We start from the raw sequence: 23,424 nt of genomic DNA, 5'->3' as shown, positions 1-23,424 counted from the left end.
CTATGCGACGGCGCGCACGCGAGCCCCCGCAGCCCGTGCCGGGCACGCGGGTGATCTCCACGGCGATCCGAAAGAGACGGCCTACTCCGGGCGGCGGCGCAGGTGTGTCGTGAGGTGGTGTTGCAGGGGCTGCCCCACCGCGGCCATGTCGTGCAGGACCGTCAGCTCCTCGCCGTCGACCGTGTAGCGGCGCCGCGTGCCGGTGACCTCCTTGGCCAGCGGGGTCAGCGACACGTCCTTGGTCTCGATCTCGATCTCCGCACCGGACACCCGGCCCACGTACGTCTCGACGATCCCGGTGGGATGGGCGAGCACGACCTCCAGGGAGGCATCGGCCGTCACCCGCCACCACCCCGCCTCACGTCCCGCCGGACGGATCGGCGCCCCGGAGTCGTCGATCAGCCACGCGCGTGCCTCGTAGCGCAGGAAAGGGCGGCCGTCGTGGCTGAAGGTGATCTCCTGCGCGTAGCGGAAGTCCTTCTCCAGCGTCGGGTACTCGCCCTGCCCGCGGCCGTGCCAGCGCCCGAGCAGGGGCAGTACGGGCCGCAGCAGCGGGTGCGGCTCGGGGCCCTCGCCCGGGACGTGGCTGTCGGGGTAGGGGTTTTCCTGCACCGGCTCGAACATGTTCACCTTGCCTGTCTGCGTGGACCCGAGGGGTCCACGCAGACTAGCGCGAGGCGGTCAGCGGGCCGGCAGGCCTGCCGCGACCGAGGCCGGTACCGGCGCGAGACCGGCCGGGCGGGTGGTGAAGGTGCCCCGGCCCCGGGTGCGGCCGCGCAGCCGCGACGCGTAGCCGAACAGCTCGGCCAGCGGCACGGTCGCCGTGATCACCGCGGTCCCCGAGCCCGCCGTGGACCCCGAGACCCGGCCGCGGCGGGCCGCGAGGTCACCCAGCACACCGCCCACCCCGTCCTCCGGAACGGTCACCGTCACCTCCACGACCGGCTCCAGCAGTTCCACCGCGCTCAGACGCAGCGCCTCGCGCAGCGCGAACCGGCCCGCCGCCCGGAACGCCATCTCCGAGGAGTCCTTGGAGTGGGTCGCCCCGTCGGTGAGCGTGACCCGCAGCCCCGTCACCGGATGGCCGCCGAGCGGGCCCTCGGCGAGGGCGTCCCGGCAGCCGGCCTCGACGGCACGCGCGTACTCCTGCGGCACGCGCCCGCCGACGACCGCCGACCGGAACTCGAAGGCGGCCTCCTCCAACGGCTCGACATCGACGACGACGTGCGCGAACTGGCCCGCGCCACCGTCCTGTTTGACGTGCCGGTAGACCAGGCCCGTCACCCCGCGCACGACGGTCTCCCGGTAGGAGACCTGCGGCCGGCCGACGACGACCTCCACCCCGTGGTCGCTGCGGATCTTCTCCGCCGCGACCTCCAGGTGCAGTTCACCCATCCCCGACAGCACGGTCTGCCCGGTCTCCGCGTCGGAGCGGACCACCAGCGAGGGGTCCTCCTCGGAGAGCCGCGCCAGGGCCGCCGAGAGCCGCCCGGTGTCGATGCTGCGACGGGCCTCGACCGCGACCGACACCACCGGTTCGGCCACCGAGGGCGGTTCGAGGACCAGTCCGGCCCCCGGCGCGCACAGGGTCGTGCCCGCCCGCGCCGCCTTGAGCCCGATCACGGCGACGATGTCACCGGCCACCGCCTCCTCCTTTTCCTCGTGCCGGTCCGCCTGGACCCGCAGGATCCGGCCGACCCGCTCCGTACGGCCCGTGGCCGCGTCCAGTACGGTCGCGCCCTTGCGCAAGGTGCCCGCGTACACCCGCAGATAGGTGAGCCGGCCGGTCGCGGTCGCCGTCACCTTGAAGGCGAGGGCCGTGAACGGCTCCGCCGGATCGGGTGCGCGCTCCTGCTCCGCGCCGTCCGCCATTCCCCGTACGGGCGGCATGTCGGCGGGCGAGGGCAGGTACGCGAGAACCGCGTCCAGCAGCGGTTCGATCCCGCGGTTGCGGAACGCCGAGCCGCACAGCACCACGACGGCGTCCCGGCGCAGGGTCAGCTCGCGCAGGGCGCGGGCCAGCGTCCGCGCGGTCAGCGCCGAGGTGGCGCAGAACTCCTCCAGCGCGTCGGCGTGCAGCTCCGCCACCGCCTCCTCCAGGAGCCGGCGCCGCCGGTCCGCCTCCTCGCGCAGCGGTTCGGGGACCGGCCCCGTCTCGTACGCGTCGGAGCCGGCGTGCCAGTGCAGCGCGCGCATCGCCAGCAGATCGACGACGCCGGTGAACGCGCCCTCCCGTCCGATGGGCAGCTGCACCACGAGGGGTACGGCGCCCAGCCGTTCGCGGATCGACGCGACCGCCGTGTCGAGGTCGGCGCCGGCCCGGTCGAGCTTGTTGACGAACGCGATCCGCGGCACACCGTGCCGGTCGGCCTGCCGCCAGACCGACTCGCTCTGCGGCTCGACCCCGGCGACGGCGTCGAACACCGCGACCGCCCCGTCCAGCACCCGCAGGGAACGCTCGACCTCGTCGGAGAAGTCGACGTGCCCCGGGGTGTCGATCAGGTTGACGCGATGTCCGTCCCAGGTGCAGCTCACGGACGCGGCGAAGATGGTGATGCCGCGGTCGCGTTCCTGGGCGTCGTAGTCGGTGACCGTCGTTCCGGCATGGACCTCGCCCCGTTGGTGGATGGCGCCGGTCGCGAACAGGATGCGTTCGGTGATCGTGGTCTTGCCGGCGTCGACGTGGGCGAGGATGCCCAGATTGCGGACGGCGGTGAGGGAAGTGGTGGTGAGAGGTCGCCCGTTGGCGCGCATGGCCCTAGGCCTTTCGAGTGAAGAGAGAAGGGGGCGGCGCGATTTCCCGTACGCGATCCTCGGGCCCCCGCAGCGGCCGCCGCGCCGTCGCCACCGGGCCCGGAAGAGGTCCGGACAGGCGGTGGCGCACAGGAAGCGGCAAGCGAAAGCGGAGGGGAACCCGAAGGGATCTAGAAGTGCGTCACGGGGATACGGTGACGGCCGCGCGGCCGGCACCGCGCGCTGCGAGACACCGGGATCACGTCGTACCGGGACGGGGGAGCGAAGACGGCGGTGCGGTGCGTGCGCATGGCCGGACTCCCCTTCTCTTCACTCGGTATGAGGCGCGCGGTGCCCTGTCGGCAGCGCGTACGGCGAGTCTAGATCGCGGGCCGGTTCGGGGCACCGCATTTTCCGCCCGCCCCAACGCCGTTGGTCCGGGATGCGGTACGGTCCGCGGCATGCTCGCCGGACTGCGTACCCCCGCACCCCGGGGATGGAGCCGCTGGCTCGTTCCGCCCGCCGCCCTGTCCATCCATCTCGCCATCGGCCAGGCCTATGCCTGGAGCGTCTTCAAGCCGCCGCTGGAGGCCTCCCTCGGACTCTCCGGCACCGCGTCCGCCGTACCGTTCCAACTGGCGATCGTCATGCTCGGACTGTCCGCGGCCTTCGGCGGCACCCTGGTGGAACGCAACGGGCCGCGCTGGGCGATGACCGTGTCCGCGGTCTGCTTCACATCCGGTTTCCTGGTCGCCTCGCTCGGCGCCGCCACCCACGCGTACTGGCTCGTGGTGCTCGGCTACGGCGTCATCGGCGGTACGGGCCTCGGCATCGGCTACATCTCCCCGGTCTCCACGCTCATCAAGTGGTTCCCCGATCGCCCCGGCATGGCCACCGGCATCGCCATCATGGGCTTCGGCGGCGGCGCGCTGATCGCCGCGCCCTGGTCGGCGTACCTGCTGGACACCTTCGGGCGGGACGCCACCGGCATCGCGAAGACCTTCCTGGTCATGGGAGCCGGGTACGGGGTCTTCATGACCCTCGGCGTGCTCCTCGTACGGCTGCCGCCGGCGGACTGGGCGCCGCCGCAGCGGCCGGACGCGGCGCTCGCCGCGGCCGACGGCCCTCTCCTGCCGACCGGTGCCCAGGTCTCCGCCCGCGACGCCCTGCGCACCCCGCAGTTCTGGTGCCTGTGGGTGGTCCTGTGCGCGAACGTCACGGCGGGCATCGGCATCCTGGAACGGGCCGCCCCGATGATCGTGGACTTCTTCGCCGGCACACCGGCACCGGTCGCCGCGGGCGCAGCCACGGGCTTCGTCGGACTGCTCTCGCTCGCCAACATGCTGGGCCGCCTCGTGTGGTCGTCCGCCTCCGACGTCATCGGCCGCAAACGGATCTACCGGGTGTACCTGGGCGGCGGCGCGCTGATGTACCTGCTCATCGCGCTCTCCGGGAACTCCTCCACCTTCCTCTTCATCGGCTGCGCCGCCGTCATCCTGTCCTTCTACGGAGGGGGCTTCGCCACCATCCCGGCCTACCTGAAGGACCTCTTCGGCGTCTTCCAGGTCGGTGCGATCCACGGCCGGCTGCTCACCGCCTGGTCGCTGGCCGGAATCCTCGGCCCCCTGATCGTCAACACCGTGGCGGACGCCGGCGAGGCCGCCGGGCGCACCGGGCCCGCCCTCTACGGCACGTCCTTCCTCGTCATGATCGGCCTCCTCGCCGTCGGCTTCGCCGCCAACGAGCTCGTCCGGCCCGTGGACCCCCGGCACCACCAACGCCCGCCCACCGGACCCGAGTCCGAGTCCGTACCCGTCCCGGAGAAGGGAGCGGCCCCGTGACCGGCCGCCACCGCGCCCTGTTCCTCGTCGCCTGGTTGTGGGTCGGCGTCCCCTTCGCGTACGGGATGTACGAACTGGTCCTGAAACTCCGGCAGTTGTTCCCGGGCTGAGGCCCCCGCCCTGTCCGGCGCGCCGGAACGGATCGGTCAGGGCTGACGCGTCACCGGCAGCCGCAGCACCAGCCGCGCCCCCCGCGCGGATTCCCCGGCCGTCAGCGTGCCGCCGTGATGGGTGCTCAGGTCACGCGCGATCGCCAGCCCCAGCCCCGCCCCGCCGTGGTCGCGGCTGCGCGAGTCGTCGAGCCGGGTGAAGCGCTCGAAGACCCGCTCCCGGTCCGCCGCGGGGATGCCGGGACCGTCGTCGACGACCTCCAGGACCGCGCCGCGTGCGGTGGTGCGCAGGGTGACGTCCACGCTCCGGTCGGCGTAGCGCTGCGCGTTGTCGACGAGGTTGGTGACCACCCGGCCGAGCCACAGTGCGCTCGCGGTGACCTCGACGTCCGCTTCGAGGTCCGTCCGTACCGGGACCCGGTCGCCGAGACGGCCGTCCACCACCTCGCGCACCAGGGCGGTCAGGTCCAGCGGGACGGCCGTCACGGGCTGGGCCGCGTCGATGCGCGCGAGCAGCAGCAGATCGGCCGCGAGGTGCTGGAGCCGTTCGATGTCCTCCAGGGCGCCGCCGATCAGCTCGGGCCACAGCTCGGGGTCCCGGACGGCCAGGGCCACTTCCAGCTGTGTGCGCAGGACGGTGATGGGACTGCGCAGTTCGTGGGAGGCGTCGGCGATGAACCGGCGCTGGCGGATGCCGGAGGCCTCCAGCCGGTCCAGGGTGGCGTTCATGGTCTCCGCCAGGCGGGCGACCTCGTCGTGGGTGGCCGGCACCGGAACCCTGCGGTGCAGGTCGCGGTCGGAGATCGCGGCGACCTCGGCGCGGATCTCCTCCACCGGCCTCAGCGCGTGACCGGTGACGCGCCACGTCACCAGGGCGACCATCGCCAGCAGCAGGGGCATGCCGATGACGAGGGCGGCGGTCGTGGTGTCGTCGGCGGCGTCGGCGTCCCGCAGCGAGGCGCCGGCGTAGACGGTGGCCGGACCGTCCGGGGTGTCCGTGATGACCTGGACGACCCGCTGACGGTGTTCGCCGCCGAACGGGCGGACCTTCCAGGTGTGGACGCGGGGCCCCGGCGGCCCGGGCACGGCCGGCGGCAGCGGGGGCACGTCCAGCAGGTTCGGGCTGGCGAAGAGCACCCGCCCGTCGGCGCTCACCACCTGGACGAACTCGACGCCGCGGGCGGGCGCGCGGACGCGCCCCAGCTTCCCGGCGGCCGCGAGCTGGGCCACCGTCTCCGCCTGCCGCCGGGCGTCGTTCTCCGCGTTGCGCTGCAGGTTGGTTTCGAGCAGCCCGAGCAGGGCGAACGAGGCGAGGGACAGCGCCGCGGCCACCACCACACTGGCGCCCACGGTGGCCCGGGCCCGCACGGTGGTGGGCCACAGCCGCCGCAGCCACCGCAGCGCCGGCCAACGCCTCACGGCCGCGCCCAGCGGGCGGGGAAGCGGACGGGGGCGCGCGCCGGGACGCTCAGCCACCGTCGACCGCCAGCCGGTACCCGGCCCCGCGTACGGTCTCCAGCGCGGCCCGGCCGAACGGGGCGTCGATCTTGCGGCGCACGGCGCTGACGTGGACCTCGACGACGTTGGGATCGCCGTCGAAGGCGCTGTCCCACACCTGTTCCAGTATGTCCCGCTTGGGCACCACCTCGCCGGAGCGCCGGGCCAGGTACTCCAGCACCGCGAACTCCCTTGCGGTCAGCCGGATCTCGGTCGCGCCACGGGAACAGGAGTGCCGGGCCGGGTCGAGTGCCAGATCGCCGAAGCGCATCACCTGCGGGCGCCGGCGGCCCGTGCGCCGCCCGAGGGCGCGCAGCCTGGCGACCAGGACGAGGTAGGAAAACGGCTTGGACAGGAAGTCGTCGGCGCCGGTGTCCAGGGCCTCCGCCTCGTCGTACTCGCCGTCCTTCGCCGTGAGCATCAGGATCCCCGACTCGTTGCCGGCGGCGCGCAGCTTCGAGCAGACCCGGTAGCCGTTCAGCCCGGGCAGCATGATGTCGAGCACGATCAGGTCGTAATCGTGCTCGGTGGCCATCCACAGGCCCTGGGGCCCGTCGTGGGCCACGTCCACCGTGAACCCCTCCGACTGGAGCCCCCGCTGCAGGGCCACGGCCAGCCGTCGTTCGTCCTCCACCACCAGTACGCGCATGCCGGACAGGATCTCAGGCCCGGCCCACCGCAGGCTGAAGAGGTCTTCAGGTGGCTTCAGCGGGGCTTCAGCATGCGCTCAGCATGCTCGGGAACGAGCCGGGCGCGGTGCCCGCTTGTTCTGAGGAGTGCCTGTATGTCTGATTCTGTCCCGCCGCCGTCCGAGCAGCCCGAGACCGCGCCGGAGGCCGGAGCCCGCAAGCGAGAGACTCTGGGCCGCCTGGTGCCGCGTACCAAGACCGCCCGCTGGGTGGCGGTGGGCGCGGCCGTGGTGGTCGTCGGCGGGGGAGTGGCGGCGGTCGCCGTGGCCGAACGCCACGACGGGCCCGGGGACCGGGGGCCGCGCCTCGTGTGGGCCGAGCCCGGTGAGAAGGGCGGGTTCAAGCACGGCCCGCAGGGCGTCGAACCGCCCCACGAGCGCAAGGGCGGCCCGGCGGGTCCGGCGGGTCCCCGGGGGCATGCGGAGCGCGTCGGCCCCGGCGCGCCGGACGCACCCGGAGTGCCCGGAGTTCCCGGTGGAAAGGGGGGACTGCACAAGGCCGCCCCGGCGCCCCTGCCCTCCCTGGCCATCGGCGACGCGGCCGACAAGGCCGCCGCGGCCGTGACGGGCGGGAAGGTGGAGAGCCTGCGCGTGATCGCGCAGGACGGCGGCGGCAGCGCCTGGCTGGCCGTGGTCCTCGGACCGGACGGCGTCCGCCACGCGGTCACCGTCGCCGCGGACGGCACGATCACCAGTAACACCGTCATCGACGGCCGGTAGCCGACAGGCGGCGGCGGGCAGTCGGTGGTCGGTGGCGGTGGTCGGCGACAGGGGGTCGGGGCCCGGGGCCGGGGCTACGGAGCCATCGCCTGGCCCCCGATGCCCGGCGCCCCGGCCAGCTGGGCCTGCCACCACGCCGCCATCCCGCCGCCGTCCATGGCCGCCCAGGCCGGGGTCTCCTCGACCTGGGCCCGGCCCAGCCTGCGGGCCAGCGCGACCAGTTCCCGTCCGGCGCCGCCGCGGGACTCCTCGTAGCCGCGCAGCAGCTCCTCGAAGGAACCGGCGCGGCGCCACCCGTCGGCGAGGGCAGTGGCGTCCTGCAGGGCCTTGGCGGCGCCGCTCGTGTTGTGCGGGCGTACGACGGTGGCCGCGTCGCCCACGAGCAGCAGCCGGTCCGCGGCGGTGCGGGCCGTCTCCAGGTCGTAGATGGGCTGCACGAAGGTGTCCGCCGCAGGCGTCAGCGCGAGCGCCCGCCCCCAGTACGGCGGGAACTCCCGGTCGAGCAACGCACCGAGGTGTTCCGCCAGTTCGGGCGTCAGCCCGCCCGGCGGGAAGCTCGTCGGGTCGTCGAAGCGCAACCGGCCGCCTTGCGGCGGAGGGGCGTAGAGCACCCAGTTCACCTTCGGCCCGTCCGGCCCGGGGATGCGATAGATCACGCAGGTGCCGCCCGCGAAGCAGACCGTGGTCACCGCCCCGGGCACCGAGTCCGCATCGCTGCCGAGTCCCGCCAGCCGCGCCGCGTCGAAGTTCCCGCGCCAGCACACGTACCCGGCGTAGTGCGGCCGGGACCGCGGGCAGAGCGCCTCGCGCACCACCGACCGGTACCCGTCGGCGCCGACGACCAGGTCGTACCGCTCGACGGAGCCGCCCGCGAGCCGCACCTCGGCGCCCGCGGTCCCGGCCGGCCCGGCGCCCGTCACCGTCACGCCCTGCCGGTAGACCACCGAGTCCGGGACCGACTCCCGGAGCCCGCGCCACAGCAGACCCCAGTGATAGGAGTGGAAGGGGAACGGCTGCTCCCACACCACCCGCCCGCCCGGCCCCGCGGCGTCGTCCCGCACCACCCAGCGGCGCCGCTCCAGCCGGTGCGCCGCGATCCCCGCGGGCAGTGCCCCGCTCGCGCCGAGCTCCACGGCCCGCTCGTTGTGGATGCACAGGCCCACGCCCCGGTCCTCGAGCCGCCCGCGCGTGCGCTCCAGCACCACGACCTCGCCGGCGCCCGCCCGCGCCGCCGCCGTGGCGACGGCGCAGCCCGCGATGCTCCCGCCGACCACCGCAACCCTTCCGCCCCGCATGTCCGCCTCCCGACGAAGCACCCTGCGCGTGACCCGCGTTCAGAGGCGCATCACGTTACTGAATCCGCGGCACCACCACCGGCTCCGTGCGTCGGATTCCCGCCAAGCCCGCGGCCCCCCGTGGCCCGCGCCGGCGGGGTCGGCTGCGGATCGCCCTGCAGGGCCAGCGCGGTGAGCACCACCAGCGAGTCCGTCCAGCCCAGGGGCGCGACCGAGGACGGCAGCCCGGCCCCGTTCACCGTTTCGGGGAGCTCGCCGAGCCCGTTGCGCTTGGACAGCACCCAGTCGAGCACCCGGCCGGCCCTCGCCTGCTCACCCGTACCGGACCAGGCGAGGGCGAAGAAGGAGGTGCTGGCCGTCCACGCGTACGACCCCCAGCTGAACGAGGGGTCGTTGCCGGGCGAGACACCGCCGTTGGGCAGCAGCAGCGCCCGATACGTGGAGTCCAGGGCCGCGCCGAGACCGGGCGGGGCGGCGTTGAACGGGGGCGCCATGAAGGCCGCCGCGCTGTCGCGGCCGTGCTTGCCGTCCACGGTCCGCTGGTACCCCAGCGGGGCGAAGCGCGCGGCGATCCCGGCGGACAGCCGCCGTGCCGCGTCCCCCCAGCGCTCCGCGTCCCCGGCGGTGCCCAGCCGGGCGGCCAGGTCGGCCGCGGCGTTGAGACCGGCCAGCAGGGGCGCGGCCGTACCGATGTTGGCGGTCGTCGTGTCCAGCTCCCAGTAGTCCGGGGACGCCGGAGGCAGCCCGTCCGGCCCCAGGGACGCCGCCGCGTAGTCGGCCGCCTTCCGCAGCATCGGGTAGAGCCGGCGCAGCCGTTCGTCCCGGCTGCCGGCCGGCGCCGCCCGGTACCACTGCCACGTCGCCCACGGCACCCAGCCGTTGCCGTCCAGCTGCCACTTCCGCGCGTCCGGCGGCCCGCTGCCGTCCAGCCTGGTACGGGCCTCCCAGGTCCCGTCGGCCCGCTGGGTGAGCGCGTCGTAGTCCAGGATCCGGTACGCCTCCTCGTCGTGCCCGGTGGTGGCGAACGCGGCCGCGGCGAAGGCGCCGTCGCGCGGCCAGGAGTACTCCCACGGCGGCGACCACCCCGCCGCGAACGCGCCGTTGGGCTTCAGCAGCGCCCGCATCGACAGCAGGGCGCGCTGGGACGCGGCCCGCTGTGCGGCGGTGGTCCCCGGCACCCTGCCCGCGGCCAGCCAGGCACGGCTCTCGGTGACGTGCGCGACGGCGCCCGGGTCGTCGGCCTCGACGACGGCCGACGCCGAGGCCCCGTCGGGCAGGTACCGCCACCGGCCGGAGGGCAGGCGCAGCACGTTGCTCCCGTCGACGTACGAGGCGCCCACGGCGAAGGAGGGCAGGACGGCCTCGGTGGCCACCCGGTTGGTCAGCAGGCCCGAGGTACGGGCCGCGAGCGCGGAGGCCGGTACGTAGCAGGGCTCGGTCTCCCCACAGCGCTCGCTGCCGGTGGGGTTGACGTGGAAGGCCAGCCGGGAGGTGTAGGCGTGCCAGCCGCCCCAGTACGCCCGGTCGTAGTTCCAGCTGGTCAGCGAGCCGGGCACGGAACGCGTGGTGCCGTACCAGGCGATCGGCTTGTTCTCCGCGGTGGTCGCCTGGAGGAACAGGTAGTACGTGGCGCCCGGGGTGACGGCCGCGTCGAGCGGGAATTCGACCCAGCCGGCCCCGGCTCCGCCGAGGGCGGAGAGGTTCAGGGTCCGCGAGGCGATGACCGACCCCGCGTCCGCGCGCACCCGGCGGATCTGGGCGGTCACGGTGCCCGTCGCCGCCCCGCTGCCCAGCCAGACGCTCACCCGGGAGAGCCGGGTGCCGGTCACCGTGAACTCCTGGGCGGCCGCGTTGTTGGTGGCCTTCACGCTGAACAGCGCGGTCTCGTGGCGGACCTGGCCGTCGTACAGCGCGGCGGCCGCGGCTTTCGCGGTGTCCGGGAGCGCGGCCGGCAGACCGGTCAGCGCCAGGGAGAGCACGGTGGGCAGCAGACTCCTCGCGAACGCCATCGGATACAGGCCCTTCCTCTTCGACCGGCGCGCGGGGAGTACCGGGGCGCCGTGAGCCTCACCATGCAGGTATCCGGTCCCGGCGACGGGGGAGTCGGGACGTGTCCCACCGGATTGGGCCGAAGCGACATCCGATCGTGTGAAAGAAACAGCGGCAGAGCTCGTGCGGGCGCACCGGCGGAGGCGGCGCGGCCGGGTGGGCCGGGGTGCCGGGGGCGTGCGCGGGCGGACCGGGGCGCGCGGGGAGGCGGATGCGCTTCCTTCCGAAGATTTTCCGGGACCGGCTTGCACGATCCGGCTCGATTTCCGATGGGGTGGTGAGTGGGAGCGCGTTCGGCGCTCCGCGGCTGCTGGTCCGGGGGCAGGCACGCCGGTTACGCATGGTTCATTTGGAAGGTTTCGCGCCGAAGTGAATGTTCCCGAGACGGTCGCCCTCGCGCTGTTAGCCGGCATCGCGGTCCGTTGTCGTGTGTTTCCCGTAGTCGATTTTCCCGTAGTCGCCGTGGCCGATCCGGCCGGCCCCGCCGCCCCGGCGGGGAGCGATGAACAGCCGTGGGGGAGCGTATGAGCGAAGGCGAATTCGATCCATCGGGGGACCAGGCGGTCTCCAGCGAGCTGGCCGGAGTGCTTCCGGTGGAGTTCACCGCGTTCCACTCCCAGCAGCACCGCGCCTATCTGCGCTACGCCCACCTCCAGCTCGGAAACCCCAAGGACGCCGAGGAAGTCGTCGACGACGTGTTCACCTTCCTGCTGAAGGTGTGGCGCCAGGCGCTGAAGGAGGCGAGCCTCCACGGCTTCGCGTGGGCGGTGCTGCGCGAGCACGTCGAACGGCGGCTGGCGGTCCTGGGCCGTCAGGTGGCGATGGTGGAGACGGCGTGGTTCGCCGCGCTGCGCCGGTCCTCGCGGGAGCGGCTGGAACTGCTGGAGTCCAAGCTCGGGCTGTACGCGGCGATCGCGGGGCTGTCCGAACGACAGTACGACGTCGTGCTGTTGGCCTTCCTCCTCGGCAACGACTCCGACACCGTCGCCCGGATGATGGGGATCACCCCCGCGACGGTCCGCTCGCACATCCGCGGCGCACGCCGAACCCTGTCCCGCAAGCTCGGGGTGGACTGGATCCCCGGAGAGGAGAAGGACCAGTGAGCGACATGCCCTGCAACCGCGACATGCCGCTGTGCGAACTGGACGCGGCCCTGGAGGACGCGACGGTACTCGCGGAGGAGTACGCCGGATACGACGAGGGGGCGGCCCGGCGCCGGATCGCCCGCCGGATCGTCGCCGACCGCGCCCGGACGGCGACCGGAACCGCCGCCGCCGGAGCCCTGCCCGCCCGGGGGCAGCCGGCGTGGGCCGCCACCGACGACCTCGTCCTGGACGCCGCCTGCCACGTCCGGGCCGCCCGCGGCCTGGACGACCTCACGTGGTCCCTCGTGGAGAGCCGGGACTTCGCCGAACTCGCCCTGGACGCCGGCTCCTGGCCGCACGGCGCGGACTCGGCGCTGCTCTTCGGCTGCCTGCTGCACCTGGCCGACCGGACGGACGCCGCGCAGTTCTGGTTCCAGTACGCGGCCGGGGCGGGCTCGCAGACCGCCGCCCGCTGCCTCTACCTCCACCACCTCGCCCGCGCCGAGGTCGCGACCGCCCGCTACTGGAACCACCAGGCCCAGACCCTGCCCCCCGACGCACACCTGCCGACCCTGCCGCCGGCCCCGGAACACCTCGAAGACGCCCTCGAAGCCTCGGTCATCTGGACCTCGCCGCCCATCACCACCCAGGACCTCACCGCGCTCGCCGCCGGCCCGGGCCGGGCCGGGCGGCCTCCGCTGCGGCTGCCCGCGCGACTGCGCCAGGCCCTCATGGCCCGCCCGTACGAGGAACACCCCGACCTGGGAGAGGTCTTCACCCCCGGCCCACAGGTCGCGGTCGCCGTCGCGCAGAACGCCCGGCTCAACCCCCTCCACCTGACGGAGGAGGCGAGCGCATGGGCCCTCGAAGCGCTCAAACAACCACACCTGACCCATGCGGCCCGTGGGACCCCCGAAGGACGCCCGGCGCCCGCCGCACTGGAATCCGTCCACCAGGCGCTGCGCGTCCTGGAAGTCATCAACCGCTACTCGGGCGGGGTGAACCTGACCCAGATCGCCCGCGAGACGAAGCTGCCGCAACTGGTCCTCGCCCGGGCCGTGGAGCAGCTGATCCGCGCCAACCTGGCCACACCGATCGGACCGGACGCCTACCTCGCCGGCCACGCCCTCTTCGTGGCCGACTCGGGCAACGGAGAGGGCCGCGGGCATCTGCGCGAGACCCTCGCATGGGTGCGGGACGCCGTCGGCGCCGCCGTCTACGTCGCCCGCTACACCGACGGCGAGGTCTCCATCACCCAGTACGCCGACGGCCCCGCCACCCCCGTGGTCGAGGAGTGGGTCGACTTCCGCGCCGCCGCGCACGCCTCCGCGGTGGGCAAGGCACTGCTGACCCAGCTCGACTACGACGACCGGAAGGACCACCTGGCCCGCCACCGGCTCACCCGGTTCACCGTGCACACCCTCACCAGCCAGCAGGCCCTCTTCCACCAGCTCGACACCCGCCCGCCCAACGCCCCTCTCCTCGACCTGCAGGAGTACGCGCTCGGCACGGTGTGCGCGGCCGTACCGATCACCGCGGGCCCGAACGCGGAGTGCGTGGCCCTGTCCATCCCGGTCCCCGACCCCGGCCGGCTGAAGCAGGCCGCGCGGATCCTGCAGAGCGAGGCGGCTGCGGTCTTACTCGCCCTGATCGTCGCCGGCAGCACCCAGCCCACGGCGCGCAAACCCGAGGACACCGTCCTCTCACCGACCGCCTAGCAGCACGGGGACGGGCCCGCCGCCCCGCACGGGCGGCGGGCCCGTTCATTCCGCCGAGCCCGGCCACCCTTCGCGGCGAGCCGGACGGGGAACCGGAACCGGACCCGGACCCCGACCCGGAACCGGCTCCGGGGTGTTCTCGGCGTCGTGCGAGCCGACCGCGGCCTTCCGGTACCACCGCGCCACGGCGGGGTGCGTGAAGGACCAGCCGTTCCGCCCGGCCCGCAGGACGTCCGGGTCCGTCGCGTCGGCGAGCAGGCCGAGCACGACCCCCGGATACAGCCCCCACAGCGCGAAGCGCGAGGTCAGGACCGCCCGCAGCCAGTGCCCGGTCACCGTGACGCCCAGCAGGACGGGCAGCAGCACCGGCAGGGCCCCGATGGTGAGCCCCGACATCAGCACGAACATCAGCAGGGGCGCGCCGGCCAGCTCGGCCAGGAACCAGTGCCGTGCCGGCTGGCGCGAGGCCTCCTCGGCCACCCACACGGCCATGGCCAGCACCGACGCGGCCAGGACCAGGGCCACCCGCTCGGCGTTCGAACCGACCGCCGCCGCGAGGACCAGGGCCACCCCGGCCGGGATGGCCCGCAGCAGCCAGGACCGCACCCGGCCGAGGGGATCCGTCCGCGGGGCCCTGCGGTCCAGCCGGTGCCGCAGGTACACGTACCAGCCGGCCCCGACGATCAGCGCCGGGAAGAGCTGGGCCGACTCGAAAGGCGAGGAGGAAGAGGACGAGTAGTACGGGCTCGAGGTGTCGGCCGGCTGCACAAGGCTGAGGAAGATCCAGGACAGCAGCGACAGCAGGGCCGCCTGGACACCCGCGCGGCGGCGGGACGGGCGCCGCCCCCGGTAGAGCACCCGCAGGTCACCGACGGGCCCGCCCTCCTCCTGCTCCCGCCGCGCCAGCAGGTGCAGCGCCTGGTGGCGGTGCTGTTCCCGGAGCTGATGCCCGCCGATGCCGCCGTGCTGGCGGTACGGCGGGAACGAGCCGAAGAGGTGCTGGACCAGCCGGATTTCGAGGGACTCGACCGTGGCGTCCTCGGCCACCAGCTCGGCCGGGACGGCCCGTCCGTCGGTGTACAGCAGCCTGGCCGCGCCCGCCAGCGTCGGGTCGGCGAGGACGGTGGCGGCCGGCAGGTCCGGGCGGGCGGCGAGCGCCGCCAGGACCGGAGCCCAGTCCTGCTCCTTCGTACGGGAGCGGGAGCTGCGCTGGATCCAACCGTCGAGGTCGTCGACGCCCACCGGGAGCAGCCGGACGCCGGCGCTCCCGGCGATGACGGTGTCGGTCTGCTCCACGGTCCGGGTGAACTCCGTCCACCCGCTGACGAGCACGAACGGAGCCTGCTGCGGCAACTGGTTGAAGGCGTGCAGCGCCCGGCCTCGTTGACGCAGGGTCAGACTGTCGAAGTCGTCGAGGATGGGCAGCAGCCGGTGCCGCCCGAGGAGGGTCCGGACGTCCTCGGTGGTGCAGCCGGTGAGCGCGTCGGCGATCCAGGCGAGCAGACTGTCCGGGCCGCGCTCGGGTCGCCATCCGCGCAGGGACACCAGGACGGGCACCACGGGCACGGAGCCGCCGCCCCCGCCGCTGCCGTGGGAGGTCAGCAGCCGGGTGCCCAGATGGCGGGCGAGCTGGGTCTTGCCGCTGCCGCGGTCACCGAGGACCAGCAGGCGCCGCGTACCGGTGAGGGCGAAGATCTCCCCGATCTGGTCGTAGTGGCCGGTGAGGTCGGCGGCGTCGGAGCCGGTGTCGGTGAAGTCGGGTCCGACGGTGGCGAAGCGCAGCGGGATCGGGGCCGGATGGGCGGCGACCCCCCACGGCCGCCGGTCGGGGGCGAGGGTCCGCCAGGCATCCCGTTCCAGCGAGCTGGGCCGCGGCCCGGCCGGGGTGTCCGGCGCGGACGGCGCGGGCTCCGTACGGCCGGCCGGGGGGCTGCCCGCGGGCAGGACGAGTCGGGTCCGCTCGTACTGTGCGCGGGCACGGCGGTGCCGGGCCTGCCAGAGGTCCAGATTGGCGTCCGGATCGCAGGCGGTCACCCACGCCTTGACGAGGTCCCAGCGCGGCAGGTCCCGCCCGGTGGTGGCCGCGCTGAGCGCGCCCTTGCTCCAATGGGTCAGCACGTAGAGGTTGTCCAGGGTCAGCCCGGCCGCGGCACGGAGCTCGCGCAGTTCCTGCGCGAGCTCCGCCAGGGCCGGGACGGTGGTGTCGAGCGGCCGCTGCGGCCGCCCCCGCCGCCCCGTGCCCACGGCCCTACCGGCCGATCCGGTCGGGCCGGACGCCGCTGTCGCCACCGTCGGCGGTGATCCGGCGGCCCAGCTCCAGAGCGGTGGTCGTCACCATGACGATCACGCCGAGCGCCGTGCCGGGGGAGTACCCGAGCCCGCCCATGACGGCCGTCACCACGGCCACCACCACAATCACGACGATCTTCACACCGAGTACGGAGGGGCGCCCGCAGAGACGCGGAACGCAAGCCAGTGAAATGACCACGAGGACAACTCCTTCGAAAGCAACGGTCCGGAGGGAGTGCATCGCGCCTGCGCGGGCCCGCAGTTGGCGCTGCGGGCTGTCCGCTCACGGCCCATGAGGCCGCGGGCGCTCCTCAACCATGCCCGAGCGCGGCAGCCGGCAACACCACTTGTGGATAAGCGGACATGCCCGCCATATCCGTGATGCCCGCCCTGTCGAACATTTCCCGGGTCCGGCCCCGCGGCCGTGAACAATTCACCCGCCCGCGGATCCGCCCAGCTCAAGGCCATGCCGGGCGGCCGGAGTCGTTCACGAAGAACCCGCCGCCCTGAACAACCGCCGCGCGGCGCATACTGCTCCTGCGGCGGATCCCTGAAGATTCGCCACCGCTCGCGCGGGCGCCACGGTCCGGAAAACGCGCAGGCGGGGGCCGTTGGCGCGACCCCCGCCCCCTTTCCGTGACGGCGCGAGTGGACCGGCTCAGTCGGTGGGCCGGTGCTCGAACTCGTGGACGACGATCCAGTAGTCCTCGTCCTCCTCGGTGAGCGCGCACAGCCGCCGGCCGTCCGGGGACATCGCGATGATCATGCCGCCGCCGTTCGGCGGCAGCGCGGCCGAGAGCGCGGTGTGCGCGGTGAGGCGCACGCGGACCCAGTCCCGTTCGGCCCCGCTGACCAGGAGGCAGTCCTCCTCGTCGATGACGGCAGCGGCCCGCGCGTGCTCCAGCCACAGGCGGTCCGCCCGCGCCGGCGCTTCCGGAGCCCGGCGCGGCACGGTGGCCCGCGGTTCGACCTCGACGTTCACGACGGCCTGGAAGGCCCGCGCGTACGAGGGCGTGCCCTCGGCGACGTACCCGGCCGCCGTCACCAGCCCGGCCGGCTCCAGCTCCCGTGCCGGCGCACCCCCGCTCGGTCCGCGCGTCGTCTCCATCGGTTGACCACCAGCCTCTACTTGTCGGTAACTTCAGGGTGGCCCAGGAGAGTCGACCGAAGGAGCAGGCGCGTGCCAGACCACGACCTGACCGGCTTCACACCGTCCACGTTCACCCACGACGGCGCCACCCGCCGGGTACTGCGCAGGGGCACGGGCCCTGCCGTGATCATCATGGCGGAGATCCCGGGCATCACCCCCAAGGTCATCGAGTTCGCCGAACGGGTGGCGGCGACCGGCTGTACGGCCGTACTCCCCGTCCTCTTCGGCGTGCCCGGCCGCGAGGCGAGCCCGGGCGCCGCCGGCTGGCCGACCGTGGGCCGCGCCATGGCATCGTCCTTGTGGCAGGTGTGCGTGAGCCGTGAGTTCACCGTGCTGGCCACGGGGCGCAGTTCGCGCGTCGTACGGTGGCTGCGCGCCCTGGCCGCCGCCGAGCACGAGCGCTGTGGCGGCCCGGGGGTCGGCGCCGTCGGCATGTGCCTGACCGGCGGATTCGCCCTGGCCATGGCCACGGACGAGCGACTGGTCGCCCCGGTCCTGTCCCAGCCGTCGCTCCCGCTGGCGTGTACCGCGAGCCGTGCGGGCTCCATCGACATCAGCCCCGAGGAGCTCGCGGTCGTCCGCGGACGCTGCGAGCGCGATGGGCTCCAGGTGCTGGGCCTGCGCTTCCGCGGGGACCGGCTGGTCCCCGGCGACCGCTTCGCGTACCTGCGGCGCGAACTCGGCGACGCTTTCGTCGCCGTCGAACTCGAAGACGGCGACGCGAACCCCGCCAGCGCCCTGCCGCCGCACTCCGTCCTGACGGAACATCTCGTCGACGAGCCGGGACAGCCCACACGGCAGGCGCTCGACACCGTCCTCGACCTGTTCCGCACCCGGCTGCTCGGTGAGGAGCCCGCCGTCACGAACTGACGCCCACGGCCCGGCCCCGAGGGCCGGGCCGCCGGGCCTGCTTCGACTTACGCCCTTGGGTGGGGGCCCGCGGCCGGTGGGCGCGGCGCGTAGGCGGACGGCACACCCAGTGGCAATCTGGTCGATACCGCCAAAATCGCCACACTTTCGGACCCTCCGCACCCGGCCCTGCACGAGAGCGAGGAAGCTCATGCCGCACACGGATCTCTCCGCAGTCGAGGCGGACGTCAGGACCTGGTTCGACCAGTACGTGAGCACCTTCATCGGCCTGGCCGCCGCCGGCCGTACCGATCCGGCGCCGCTGCTCGACTACTTCTCCGTACCGATCACCATGACCACCGACGCCGTCCACGTGGTGCTGGCCTCCGTCGACACGCTCGCTGCCGCGCTCACCAACGAGCTGCAGATGCTGCGGGACGCGGACTACGGCGGCAGTGCGGCGCTCGATCCCCAAGTCCGGGTCCTGAACGAGCGGTCGGCCCTGATCGAGGTGACCTGGGCGCGCAACGACAGCGGCGGGCGCGAGTTCCAGCGCGTACGCGTGCTGTACCTCGCGGCCAGGACGGTCGCCGGGTGGCAGACCACGGCCTCGGCGATCCTCTCTGCCTGACCGCTCTCCCTGAACCTGAAGATCCTACGGAGTACTCATGGCCACCAGGAAGAACCTCGCCGCCAACCGGGAGTCCCTCGTCCACAAGGTCCGCTACGCCGCGAGCCGTCCGCACCGCATCGCGCCGTACCTGAAGCGCGCCGCCCGTGACCGGTGGCTGGCCTTCAAGCACCCCGACCACGTGAGCTACTACCGGGCCGTGATGGCCTCGGACACCCGCCGCAACCCGGAGGCGGCCGTCGGCAGCCAGACCCACGAACGCTGGCTCGCGCTCGGGCAGATGCAGTTCGACTACCTGCTCGGGCACGGCCTGAAGCCCGGATCGCGCATGCTGGACATCGGCTGCGGAAACCTCCGCGCCGGCTGGCGCTTCATCGACTACCTCGACGAGGGCCACTACTACGGCATCGACATCTCGCCGGACATCCTCATCGCGGCGAAGCGCACCCTGACCGAACGCGGGCTCCAGGCCAAGGTTCCGCACCTGACGCTCACCAGGAACCTGACGCTGGACTTCCTCCCCGAGGGGTACTTCGACGTCGTCCACGCCCACAGCGTGTTCTCGCACTCGCCGATCGACGTCATCGACGAATGCCTTGCCCACGTGGGCCGTGTCCTTGCGCCCGGGGGTCACTTCGACTTCACCTTCGACCGCACCACCGGCGCCGAACACCAGGTGCTGCGCGAGGACTTCTACTACCGCACCCAGACCCTCGTCGACCTCGCCGCCCGGCACGGGCTGGCGGCACGCTTCATGGACGACTGGGAGGAACTCGGCCACGGCCAGTCCAAGATCCGCGTCAACGTGAGCACGATCGACGCCTGACGGCCGGCAGGCCGTCGCGCGCCGTCACGCTGAGGGTTCAGGAGATCGCGTACCACTGGCTGGCCCAGCCGGTGTTGATGGTGCTCGTGGACTGCTCGGCGAGGTTCACGGCGGCCGGCAGTGAGGTCTGACCGGTCAGGAGGGTGCTGTACCGGAGGCTGGGCGGTGTCAGACCGGCATTGACCGAGATGCCGGCGCCCGTGGACTTCAGGGTGAGGCCATTGGTCGCCCAGTTCCCGTTGAGGAGCAGAGCGATGAAATAGGTCCCGGGTGCGGCGGTGAACGGCTTGCCGAGGGCCAGCGGCTTGGCGATCGCGTCGGTCATCAGCTGGGGCGAGATGTCCGGGGTGGCCGCGACGAGCTTGCCGGTGGCGTCGTACACGCCGAGGTAGCAGTTGGCGAGCTGGGCGTTCGGGTCGATGCCGGCCAGGCCGAGCCAGATGTTCGACCAGGTGATCTGCTCGCGCAGGACGATCCGTACGAGGGTGATCCGCCCGCCGACCCCGGCGACCGACTGGGCGGTGACGTGCCCCGCGTCGTTGGGGTCGCCGGTCCATGCCAGCAGGTTCTGATCCTGCGGCCGGGGCCCCTCGAACCCGCCCCCGGACCCGGCCCCCGACCCGGTCACGGGTCCGGGCCCACTGCTCTGCGCGGGGACGGGGGCGGTGGAGTTCGCCGCTGTGCCCCGGTTCTCCTTCGGCGCGGTGCAGCCGGCCAGGACGAGCAGCGCCGCGAGCGCGGCGACGAGGCCGGTCGTGGCCGTGGTGGTGCGGGTGCGCATGGTCCCCCCATGAGGTGCGTATGTGCGGACGGACATGATCACACGGCCCACGGCTCACGGCTGCGGAGCGGACCACACCGGCCCCGACCGAGGCACCCTGCAAGGGGGCGAAAAACACAAAGGCGAGGAGAAACCTCTCCTCGCCACTCTCAACTTATAGCGCACTGGGGGGCTTGCGGCAAGACCCGGGTCGTACCGGAAAATCGGCGGCTCACAGCCGGAAACCTGCGGAAACGGGGAGTGCGAAGTGCGTGTGTTGTTGTCGACCTGGGGGTCGCGCGGGGATGTGGAACCGCTGGCGGGACTGGCGGTGGCAGTGCGGGAACTCGGCGCGGAGGCGGTGGTGTGCGCGCCGCCGGACGAGGAGTTCGCGACGCTGCTGGCGCGTGTCGGCGTACCGCTGGTGCCACTCGGCCCGACGGTGCACTCGGTGGTCGCCGGTACGAAGCCGCCCACGGCGCAGGACGCGTTCCGGCTGGCCCCCGAGCTGGTCGCCGCCCGGTTCGACACGCTCACCGCGGCGGCCGAGGGATGTGACGTGCTGCTGGCAACCGGTCTGATGCCGGCCGGAGCGCGGGACGTGGCCGAGAAACTGGGCATCCCGTACGTCTTCGCGTGCTTCCACATCTTCGGACTGCCGTCGCGGCACTTCCCGCCGGGGGCGCGGCCGGGCGAGCCGTCCCCGCAGGGTGAGACCGACAACCGGGTGCTGTGGGAGCAGGACGCCCGGAGGGTGGACGCGTTGTACGGGGAGGCGCTGGCCGGCCACCGGGCGGCGATCGGCCTGCCGCCGGTGGACGGCGTCCGCGACCACGTCTTCACCGACCAGCCGTGGCTGGCGGCCGACGCGACGCTCTGTCCGTCACAGGGCATGACGGATCTCGACCTGGTGCAGACCGGGGCGTGGATCCTGCCCGACGACCGCCCGCTCCCGGACGAGTTGGAGGCGTTCCTGGACGCGGGCACACCACCGGTGTACGTGGGCTTCGGCAGCATGGCCGCACACGCCCCGCAGGGCATCGCCCGGGTGGCCATCGAAGCGAGCCGCGCGCAAGGCCGCCGCGTGCTCCTCGCCCGCGGCTGGGCGGGCCTGACCCCGATCGACGACGGCGACGACTGCTTCGCCGTCGGCGAGGTCAACCAGCAGGCGCTGTTCCGGCGGGTGGCCGCCGTGGTGCACCACGGCGGCGCGGGCACCACGACGACGGCGGCCCGGGCCGGCGCGCCCCAGGTGGTGGTCCCCCGGATCGCGGACCAGCCCTACTGGGCCGCCCGGGTGGCCGAGCTGGGCATCGGCGCGGCGCACACCGGCCCGACGCCGACCTTCGACTCCGTGTCCGCCGCGCTCACCACGGCCCTGAGCCCGGAGACGGCGGTGCGGGCGAGGGCCGTGGCCGGCACGATCCGTCCCGACGGCGCGAGGGCGGCCGCGAAACTGCTCATCGACGCGGCGGCCGGCCGGGGGAAGCCGTCCGCAGCCGGGTGAACGGGACCGAGGCCCTCTAGCGGCCGGCCGGGGGCGCCTGCGGCACCGACCAGAACGGGTGGAACTGGTCCGGTTCCGGAACCTCCTTGTGGCGGTAGTCGGGGCCGTGCGGCGGGGTCGTCGGCAGGGCCACCTCGGACGGTTCGGCGGGCGGGGTGGTGACCCGGAAATGGGGCTGGTCCTTCCAGCCGACGACGACGCTCAGCTGGAATCCGTCCGGGGTCAGGAAATAGGAGGCCCGCCCGTCACGGCTGGTCGCGCGCAGCGTGTAGCCCAGACCCGTCCAGTGCCGCTCCACCAGGCCGAGGAGGCCGCCGAGCCGTTCCTCGGCGATGACCGTGGTGACCGCCCTGCGCCGGTCGGTGGTGTGCGTCCCCGCCTGACTGTCCCGGTGGGTCCAGCACACCGGGGGACGGACGGCGGCGCAGGTGGCGTCGAGGATCGCGTCGGCGCGCTCGGCAGCCTGTTGCATGGTCATCGGCGGATTCCCTTCCTCGGCGGGGGTCACGGCTGGAGCCTCGCCCCGGGCACGGCGCACCTCCCAGGAGAACCGCACGCTGCTCAGGGCCGTCACCACGGAGAGGCCGACCGCCCCCGCGGTGAGCCCCTCGTGGGTGGCCGTGAGGTGCGACAGGTCGTCGGTGATGCCGCGCGCCAGCTGCCCGGACGTATGGGACGCCGTGGTCCAGGGCCCCCGGGAGACCTCGAGTATGGCCGCGCCGCCGGCGGGCCGCACACGGCCCAACCGGGGGTGTCGTGGCAGCCGTGGCTCGGCAGGGGTTATTCGAAGGAGGCCCGGCCGGTGCTTGCGTAGGCTCCCCTCATGCCCGGATCAGAACTTCAGCAGATCAACACCTTCCTGTCGGCCTTCGCCCGCCGCCAGGCCGCGCGCTCCGTCGAGCTGCCCGGCGGGTTCGCCGTGTACGACGACGCCCTCGCACACTCCCGGGCGAACAACCAGGTCGTCATCGACGCGCCCGTCGGCGAGATCGACCCCGAGGCGCTGCCCGCCCTCGCGGAGGAGGCGCTGGGGCACCTGCCGCACCGGCTGGTCTCCGTCCTGGACGACGAAGCCGGAAGGGCATGTGCCGAGCCGCTGATCCGAGCCGGGTACACCCACTCCACCTACCTGGTCATGCTCCACACCGGCCCGGTGCCGCCCGTCGGCGGGTCCGCGGAGGAAGTGGACCTCGACGCCCTGCGCATCCCGCTCACCCGGCGCTGGCGCGGATTCCTCCCGACCGTCGAGGACGAGGTTCTGCTCCACCTCGTCGACCGGCGCGAGGTCCGCCGCCGCGGGGCCGAAGCAGTGCACTTCATCGGCGCGCGTACGGCGGACGGCGAGGTCGCCGCGTGGGCCGACCTCTACCTCGACCCGGCGAGCGGCACGGCCCAGATCGAGGACCTGATGACCTCGGAGGCCCACCTCAGGCACGGCTACGCCGACGCCGTCCTGAGCACCGCCCTGCGCCTGGCCGCCGACCAGGGCTGCGGCACCCGCTTCCTGACCGCCGACGCGACGGACTGGCCGCGCCACTGGTACGAGCGTCGGGGCTTCTCCGTGATCGGCCACTCGCACGGATTCGAACGCGGCTGAGCGCGAAAGGGCCCGGCCGCCCGACGCGTGGCCGGAACGTTCGGGCCCCGTCCGGTAAGCGGCCATCCGGAATGCGCCA

Annotated in this window: 20 protein-coding genes; 9 read left to right on the top strand and 11 right to left on the bottom strand. The window is 73.6% G+C overall.

The features are described from left to right. Window positions 1-81 precede the first annotated feature (81 nt). Both ACFYZ4_RS10800 and fusA read right to left on the bottom strand, forming a co-directional pair. Window positions 82-624, bottom strand: coding sequence for an FABP family protein (locus ACFYZ4_RS10800; protein ID WP_351289163.1), 543 nt, complete (start codon window positions 622-624; stop codon window positions 82-84). Between the two features lie 57 nt (window positions 625-681). Continuing rightward, window positions 682-2,754: an elongation factor G gene (gene fusA / locus ACFYZ4_RS10795; protein ID WP_390783641.1), complete on the bottom strand. Its 2,073-nt coding sequence runs from the start codon at window positions 2,752-2,754 to the stop codon at window positions 682-684. Window positions 2,755-3,194: 440 nt separating this feature from the next. On the opposite strand from fusA, the gene ACFYZ4_RS10790 reads away from it, so the two are divergent. Then, a complete protein-coding gene (locus ACFYZ4_RS10790) occupies window positions 3,195-4,574 on the top strand; it encodes an OFA family MFS transporter (protein WP_390783640.1) in 1,380 nt (459 codons plus the stop codon). 146 nt (window positions 4,575-4,720) lie between these two features. Here ACFYZ4_RS10790 and ACFYZ4_RS10785 read toward each other — a convergent pair whose 3' ends face one another. Continuing rightward, window positions 4,721-6,076: a sensor histidine kinase gene (locus ACFYZ4_RS10785; RefSeq protein ID WP_390783819.1), complete on the bottom strand. Its 1,356-nt coding sequence runs from the start codon at window positions 6,074-6,076 to the stop codon at window positions 4,721-4,723. Between the two features lie 76 nt (window positions 6,077-6,152). Further along, a complete protein-coding gene (locus tag ACFYZ4_RS10780; protein ID WP_351289171.1) occupies window positions 6,153-6,830 on the bottom strand; it encodes a response regulator transcription factor in 678 nt (225 codons plus the stop codon). Window positions 6,831-6,965: 135 nt separating this feature from the next. Here ACFYZ4_RS10780 and ACFYZ4_RS10775 point away from each other — a divergent pair, with 135 nt between their 5' ends. After that, on the top strand, window positions 6,966-7,589 hold the full coding sequence (locus ACFYZ4_RS10775; RefSeq protein ID WP_390783639.1) for a hypothetical protein: 624 nt from the start codon (window positions 6,966-6,968) through the stop codon (window positions 7,587-7,589). 74 nt (window positions 7,590-7,663) lie between these two features. Here ACFYZ4_RS10775 and ACFYZ4_RS10770 read toward each other — a convergent pair whose 3' ends face one another. Together ACFYZ4_RS10770 and ACFYZ4_RS10765 are read right to left on the bottom strand one after the other, a co-directional pair. Beyond that, window positions 7,664-8,884, bottom strand: coding sequence for a monooxygenase (locus ACFYZ4_RS10770; RefSeq protein ID WP_390783638.1), 1,221 nt, complete (start codon window positions 8,882-8,884; stop codon window positions 7,664-7,666). 50 nt (window positions 8,885-8,934) lie between these two features. After that, a complete protein-coding gene (locus ACFYZ4_RS10765) occupies window positions 8,935-10,893 on the bottom strand; it encodes a hypothetical protein (RefSeq protein ID WP_390783637.1) in 1,959 nt (652 codons plus the stop codon). A 564-nt stretch (window positions 10,894-11,457) separates the two neighbouring features. On the opposite strand from ACFYZ4_RS10765, the gene ACFYZ4_RS10760 reads away from it, so the two are divergent. Further along, window positions 11,458-12,036, top strand: a complete 579-nt coding sequence (locus tag ACFYZ4_RS10760) for a sigma-70 family RNA polymerase sigma factor (protein ID WP_319732568.1) — start codon at window positions 11,458-11,460, stop codon at window positions 12,034-12,036. Between the two features lie 869 nt (window positions 12,037-12,905). After that, the gene (locus tag ACFYZ4_RS10755) at window positions 12,906-13,736 is read left to right on the top strand and encodes an IclR family transcriptional regulator C-terminal domain-containing protein (RefSeq protein WP_384349409.1); all 831 of its coding nucleotides are present in this window, start codon (window positions 12,906-12,908) and stop codon (window positions 13,734-13,736) included. A 45-nt stretch (window positions 13,737-13,781) separates the two neighbouring features. On the opposite strand, the gene ACFYZ4_RS10750 is transcribed toward ACFYZ4_RS10755, so the two are convergent. The 3 genes from ACFYZ4_RS10750 to ACFYZ4_RS10740 all read right to left on the bottom strand — a co-directional run bounded on the left by ACFYZ4_RS10750 (window position 13,782) and on the right by ACFYZ4_RS10740 (window position 17,133). Continuing rightward, window positions 13,782-15,980, bottom strand: a complete 2,199-nt coding sequence (locus tag ACFYZ4_RS10750) for a helix-turn-helix domain-containing protein (RefSeq protein ID WP_390783636.1) — start codon at window positions 15,978-15,980, stop codon at window positions 13,782-13,784. A 4-nt stretch (window positions 15,981-15,984) separates the two neighbouring features. Beyond that, the gene (locus ACFYZ4_RS10745; protein ID WP_384349362.1) at window positions 15,985-16,224 is read right to left on the bottom strand and encodes a hypothetical protein; all 240 of its coding nucleotides are present in this window, start codon (window positions 16,222-16,224) and stop codon (window positions 15,985-15,987) included. A 459-nt stretch (window positions 16,225-16,683) separates the two neighbouring features. Beyond that, a complete protein-coding gene (locus ACFYZ4_RS10740) occupies window positions 16,684-17,133 on the bottom strand; it encodes a hypothetical protein (protein ID WP_390783635.1) in 450 nt (149 codons plus the stop codon). A 72-nt stretch (window positions 17,134-17,205) separates the two neighbouring features. Between ACFYZ4_RS10740 and ACFYZ4_RS10735 the strand changes: the two genes are divergently transcribed. From ACFYZ4_RS10735 to ACFYZ4_RS10725, 3 genes are all read left to right on the top strand, one after another. After that, window positions 17,206-18,045 (top strand): dienelactone hydrolase family protein, encoded by an 840-nt coding sequence (locus tag ACFYZ4_RS10735; RefSeq protein ID WP_390783634.1) that lies wholly within the window; start codon window positions 17,206-17,208, stop codon window positions 18,043-18,045. 190 nt (window positions 18,046-18,235) lie between these two features. After that, window positions 18,236-18,655, top strand: a complete 420-nt coding sequence (locus tag ACFYZ4_RS10730) for a hypothetical protein (RefSeq protein ID WP_390783633.1) — start codon at window positions 18,236-18,238, stop codon at window positions 18,653-18,655. Between the two features lie 37 nt (window positions 18,656-18,692). Further along, complete coding sequence (locus ACFYZ4_RS10725) at window positions 18,693-19,481, top strand: class I SAM-dependent methyltransferase (RefSeq protein ID WP_351289189.1); 789 nt, start codon at window positions 18,693-18,695, stop codon at window positions 19,479-19,481. Window positions 19,482-19,518: 37 nt separating this feature from the next. On the opposite strand, the gene ACFYZ4_RS10720 is transcribed toward ACFYZ4_RS10725, so the two are convergent. Then, window positions 19,519-20,262, bottom strand: a complete 744-nt coding sequence (locus tag ACFYZ4_RS10720; protein WP_390783632.1) for a hypothetical protein — start codon at window positions 20,260-20,262, stop codon at window positions 19,519-19,521. A 247-nt stretch (window positions 20,263-20,509) separates the two neighbouring features. On the opposite strand from ACFYZ4_RS10720, the gene ACFYZ4_RS10715 reads away from it, so the two are divergent. Beyond that, window positions 20,510-21,748, top strand: coding sequence for a glycosyltransferase (locus tag ACFYZ4_RS10715; RefSeq protein ID WP_390783631.1), 1,239 nt, complete (start codon window positions 20,510-20,512; stop codon window positions 21,746-21,748). Window positions 21,749-21,764: 16 nt separating this feature from the next. Here the strand turns inward: ACFYZ4_RS10715 and ACFYZ4_RS10710 are convergent, their stop codons facing one another. Continuing rightward, window positions 21,765-22,493 carry a hypothetical protein gene (locus tag ACFYZ4_RS10710; protein ID WP_390783630.1) on the bottom strand — a complete coding sequence of 243 codons (729 nt, stop codon included), beginning with the start codon at window positions 22,491-22,493 and terminating at the stop codon, window positions 21,765-21,767. Between the two features lie 78 nt (window positions 22,494-22,571). Here ACFYZ4_RS10710 and ACFYZ4_RS10705 point away from each other — a divergent pair, with 78 nt between their 5' ends. After that, complete coding sequence (locus tag ACFYZ4_RS10705) at window positions 22,572-23,345, top strand: GNAT family N-acetyltransferase (RefSeq protein WP_390783629.1); 774 nt, start codon at window positions 22,572-22,574, stop codon at window positions 23,343-23,345. Window positions 23,346-23,424 lie beyond the last annotated feature (79 nt).

It is taken from the genome of Streptomyces sp. NPDC001513 (genome assembly GCF_042894695.1).
Taxonomy (GTDB): Bacteria; Actinomycetota; Actinomycetes; order Streptomycetales; family Streptomycetaceae; genus Streptomyces.
Note: the sequence above shows the minus strand (reverse complement) of the source record. Positions and strands in the feature narration are given on the sequence as shown.

What these genes read in the sequence shown, in the direction of transcription:
- ACFYZ4_RS10705 (WP_390783629.1), top strand. Translation starts at nt 22,572, where the DNA reads ATGCCCGGATCAGAACTTCAGCAGATCAACACCTTCCTGTCGGCCTTC.
- ACFYZ4_RS10720 (WP_390783632.1), bottom strand. Translation starts at nt 20,262, where the DNA reads ATGCGCACCCGCACCACCACGGCCACGACCGGCCTCGTCGCCGCGCTC.
- ACFYZ4_RS10765 (WP_390783637.1), bottom strand. Translation starts at nt 10,893, where the DNA reads ATGGCGTTCGCGAGGAGTCTGCTGCCCACCGTGCTCTCCCTGGCGCTG.
- ACFYZ4_RS10725 (WP_351289189.1), top strand. Translation starts at nt 18,693, where the DNA reads ATGGCCACCAGGAAGAACCTCGCCGCCAACCGGGAGTCCCTCGTCCAC.
- ACFYZ4_RS10780 (WP_351289171.1), bottom strand. Translation starts at nt 6,830, where the DNA reads ATGCGCGTACTGGTGGTGGAGGACGAACGACGGCTGGCCGTGGCCCTG.
- ACFYZ4_RS10760 (WP_319732568.1), top strand. Translation starts at nt 11,458, where the DNA reads ATGAGCGAAGGCGAATTCGATCCATCGGGGGACCAGGCGGTCTCCAGC.
- ACFYZ4_RS10790 (WP_390783640.1), top strand. Translation starts at nt 3,195, where the DNA reads ATGCTCGCCGGACTGCGTACCCCCGCACCCCGGGGATGGAGCCGCTGG.
- ACFYZ4_RS10740 (WP_390783635.1), bottom strand. Translation starts at nt 17,133, where the DNA reads ATGGAGACGACGCGCGGACCGAGCGGGGGTGCGCCGGCACGGGAGCTG.
- ACFYZ4_RS10775 (WP_390783639.1), top strand. Translation starts at nt 6,966, where the DNA reads ATGTCTGATTCTGTCCCGCCGCCGTCCGAGCAGCCCGAGACCGCGCCG.
- ACFYZ4_RS10770 (WP_390783638.1), bottom strand. Translation starts at nt 8,884, where the DNA reads ATGCGGGGCGGAAGGGTTGCGGTGGTCGGCGGGAGCATCGCGGGCTGC.
- fusA (WP_390783641.1), bottom strand. Translation starts at nt 2,754, where the DNA reads ATGCGCGCCAACGGGCGACCTCTCACCACCACTTCCCTCACCGCCGTC.
- ACFYZ4_RS10730 (WP_390783633.1), top strand. Translation starts at nt 18,236, where the DNA reads ATGCCGCACACGGATCTCTCCGCAGTCGAGGCGGACGTCAGGACCTGG.
- ACFYZ4_RS10800 (WP_351289163.1), bottom strand. Translation starts at nt 624, where the DNA reads ATGTTCGAGCCGGTGCAGGAAAACCCCTACCCCGACAGCCACGTCCCG.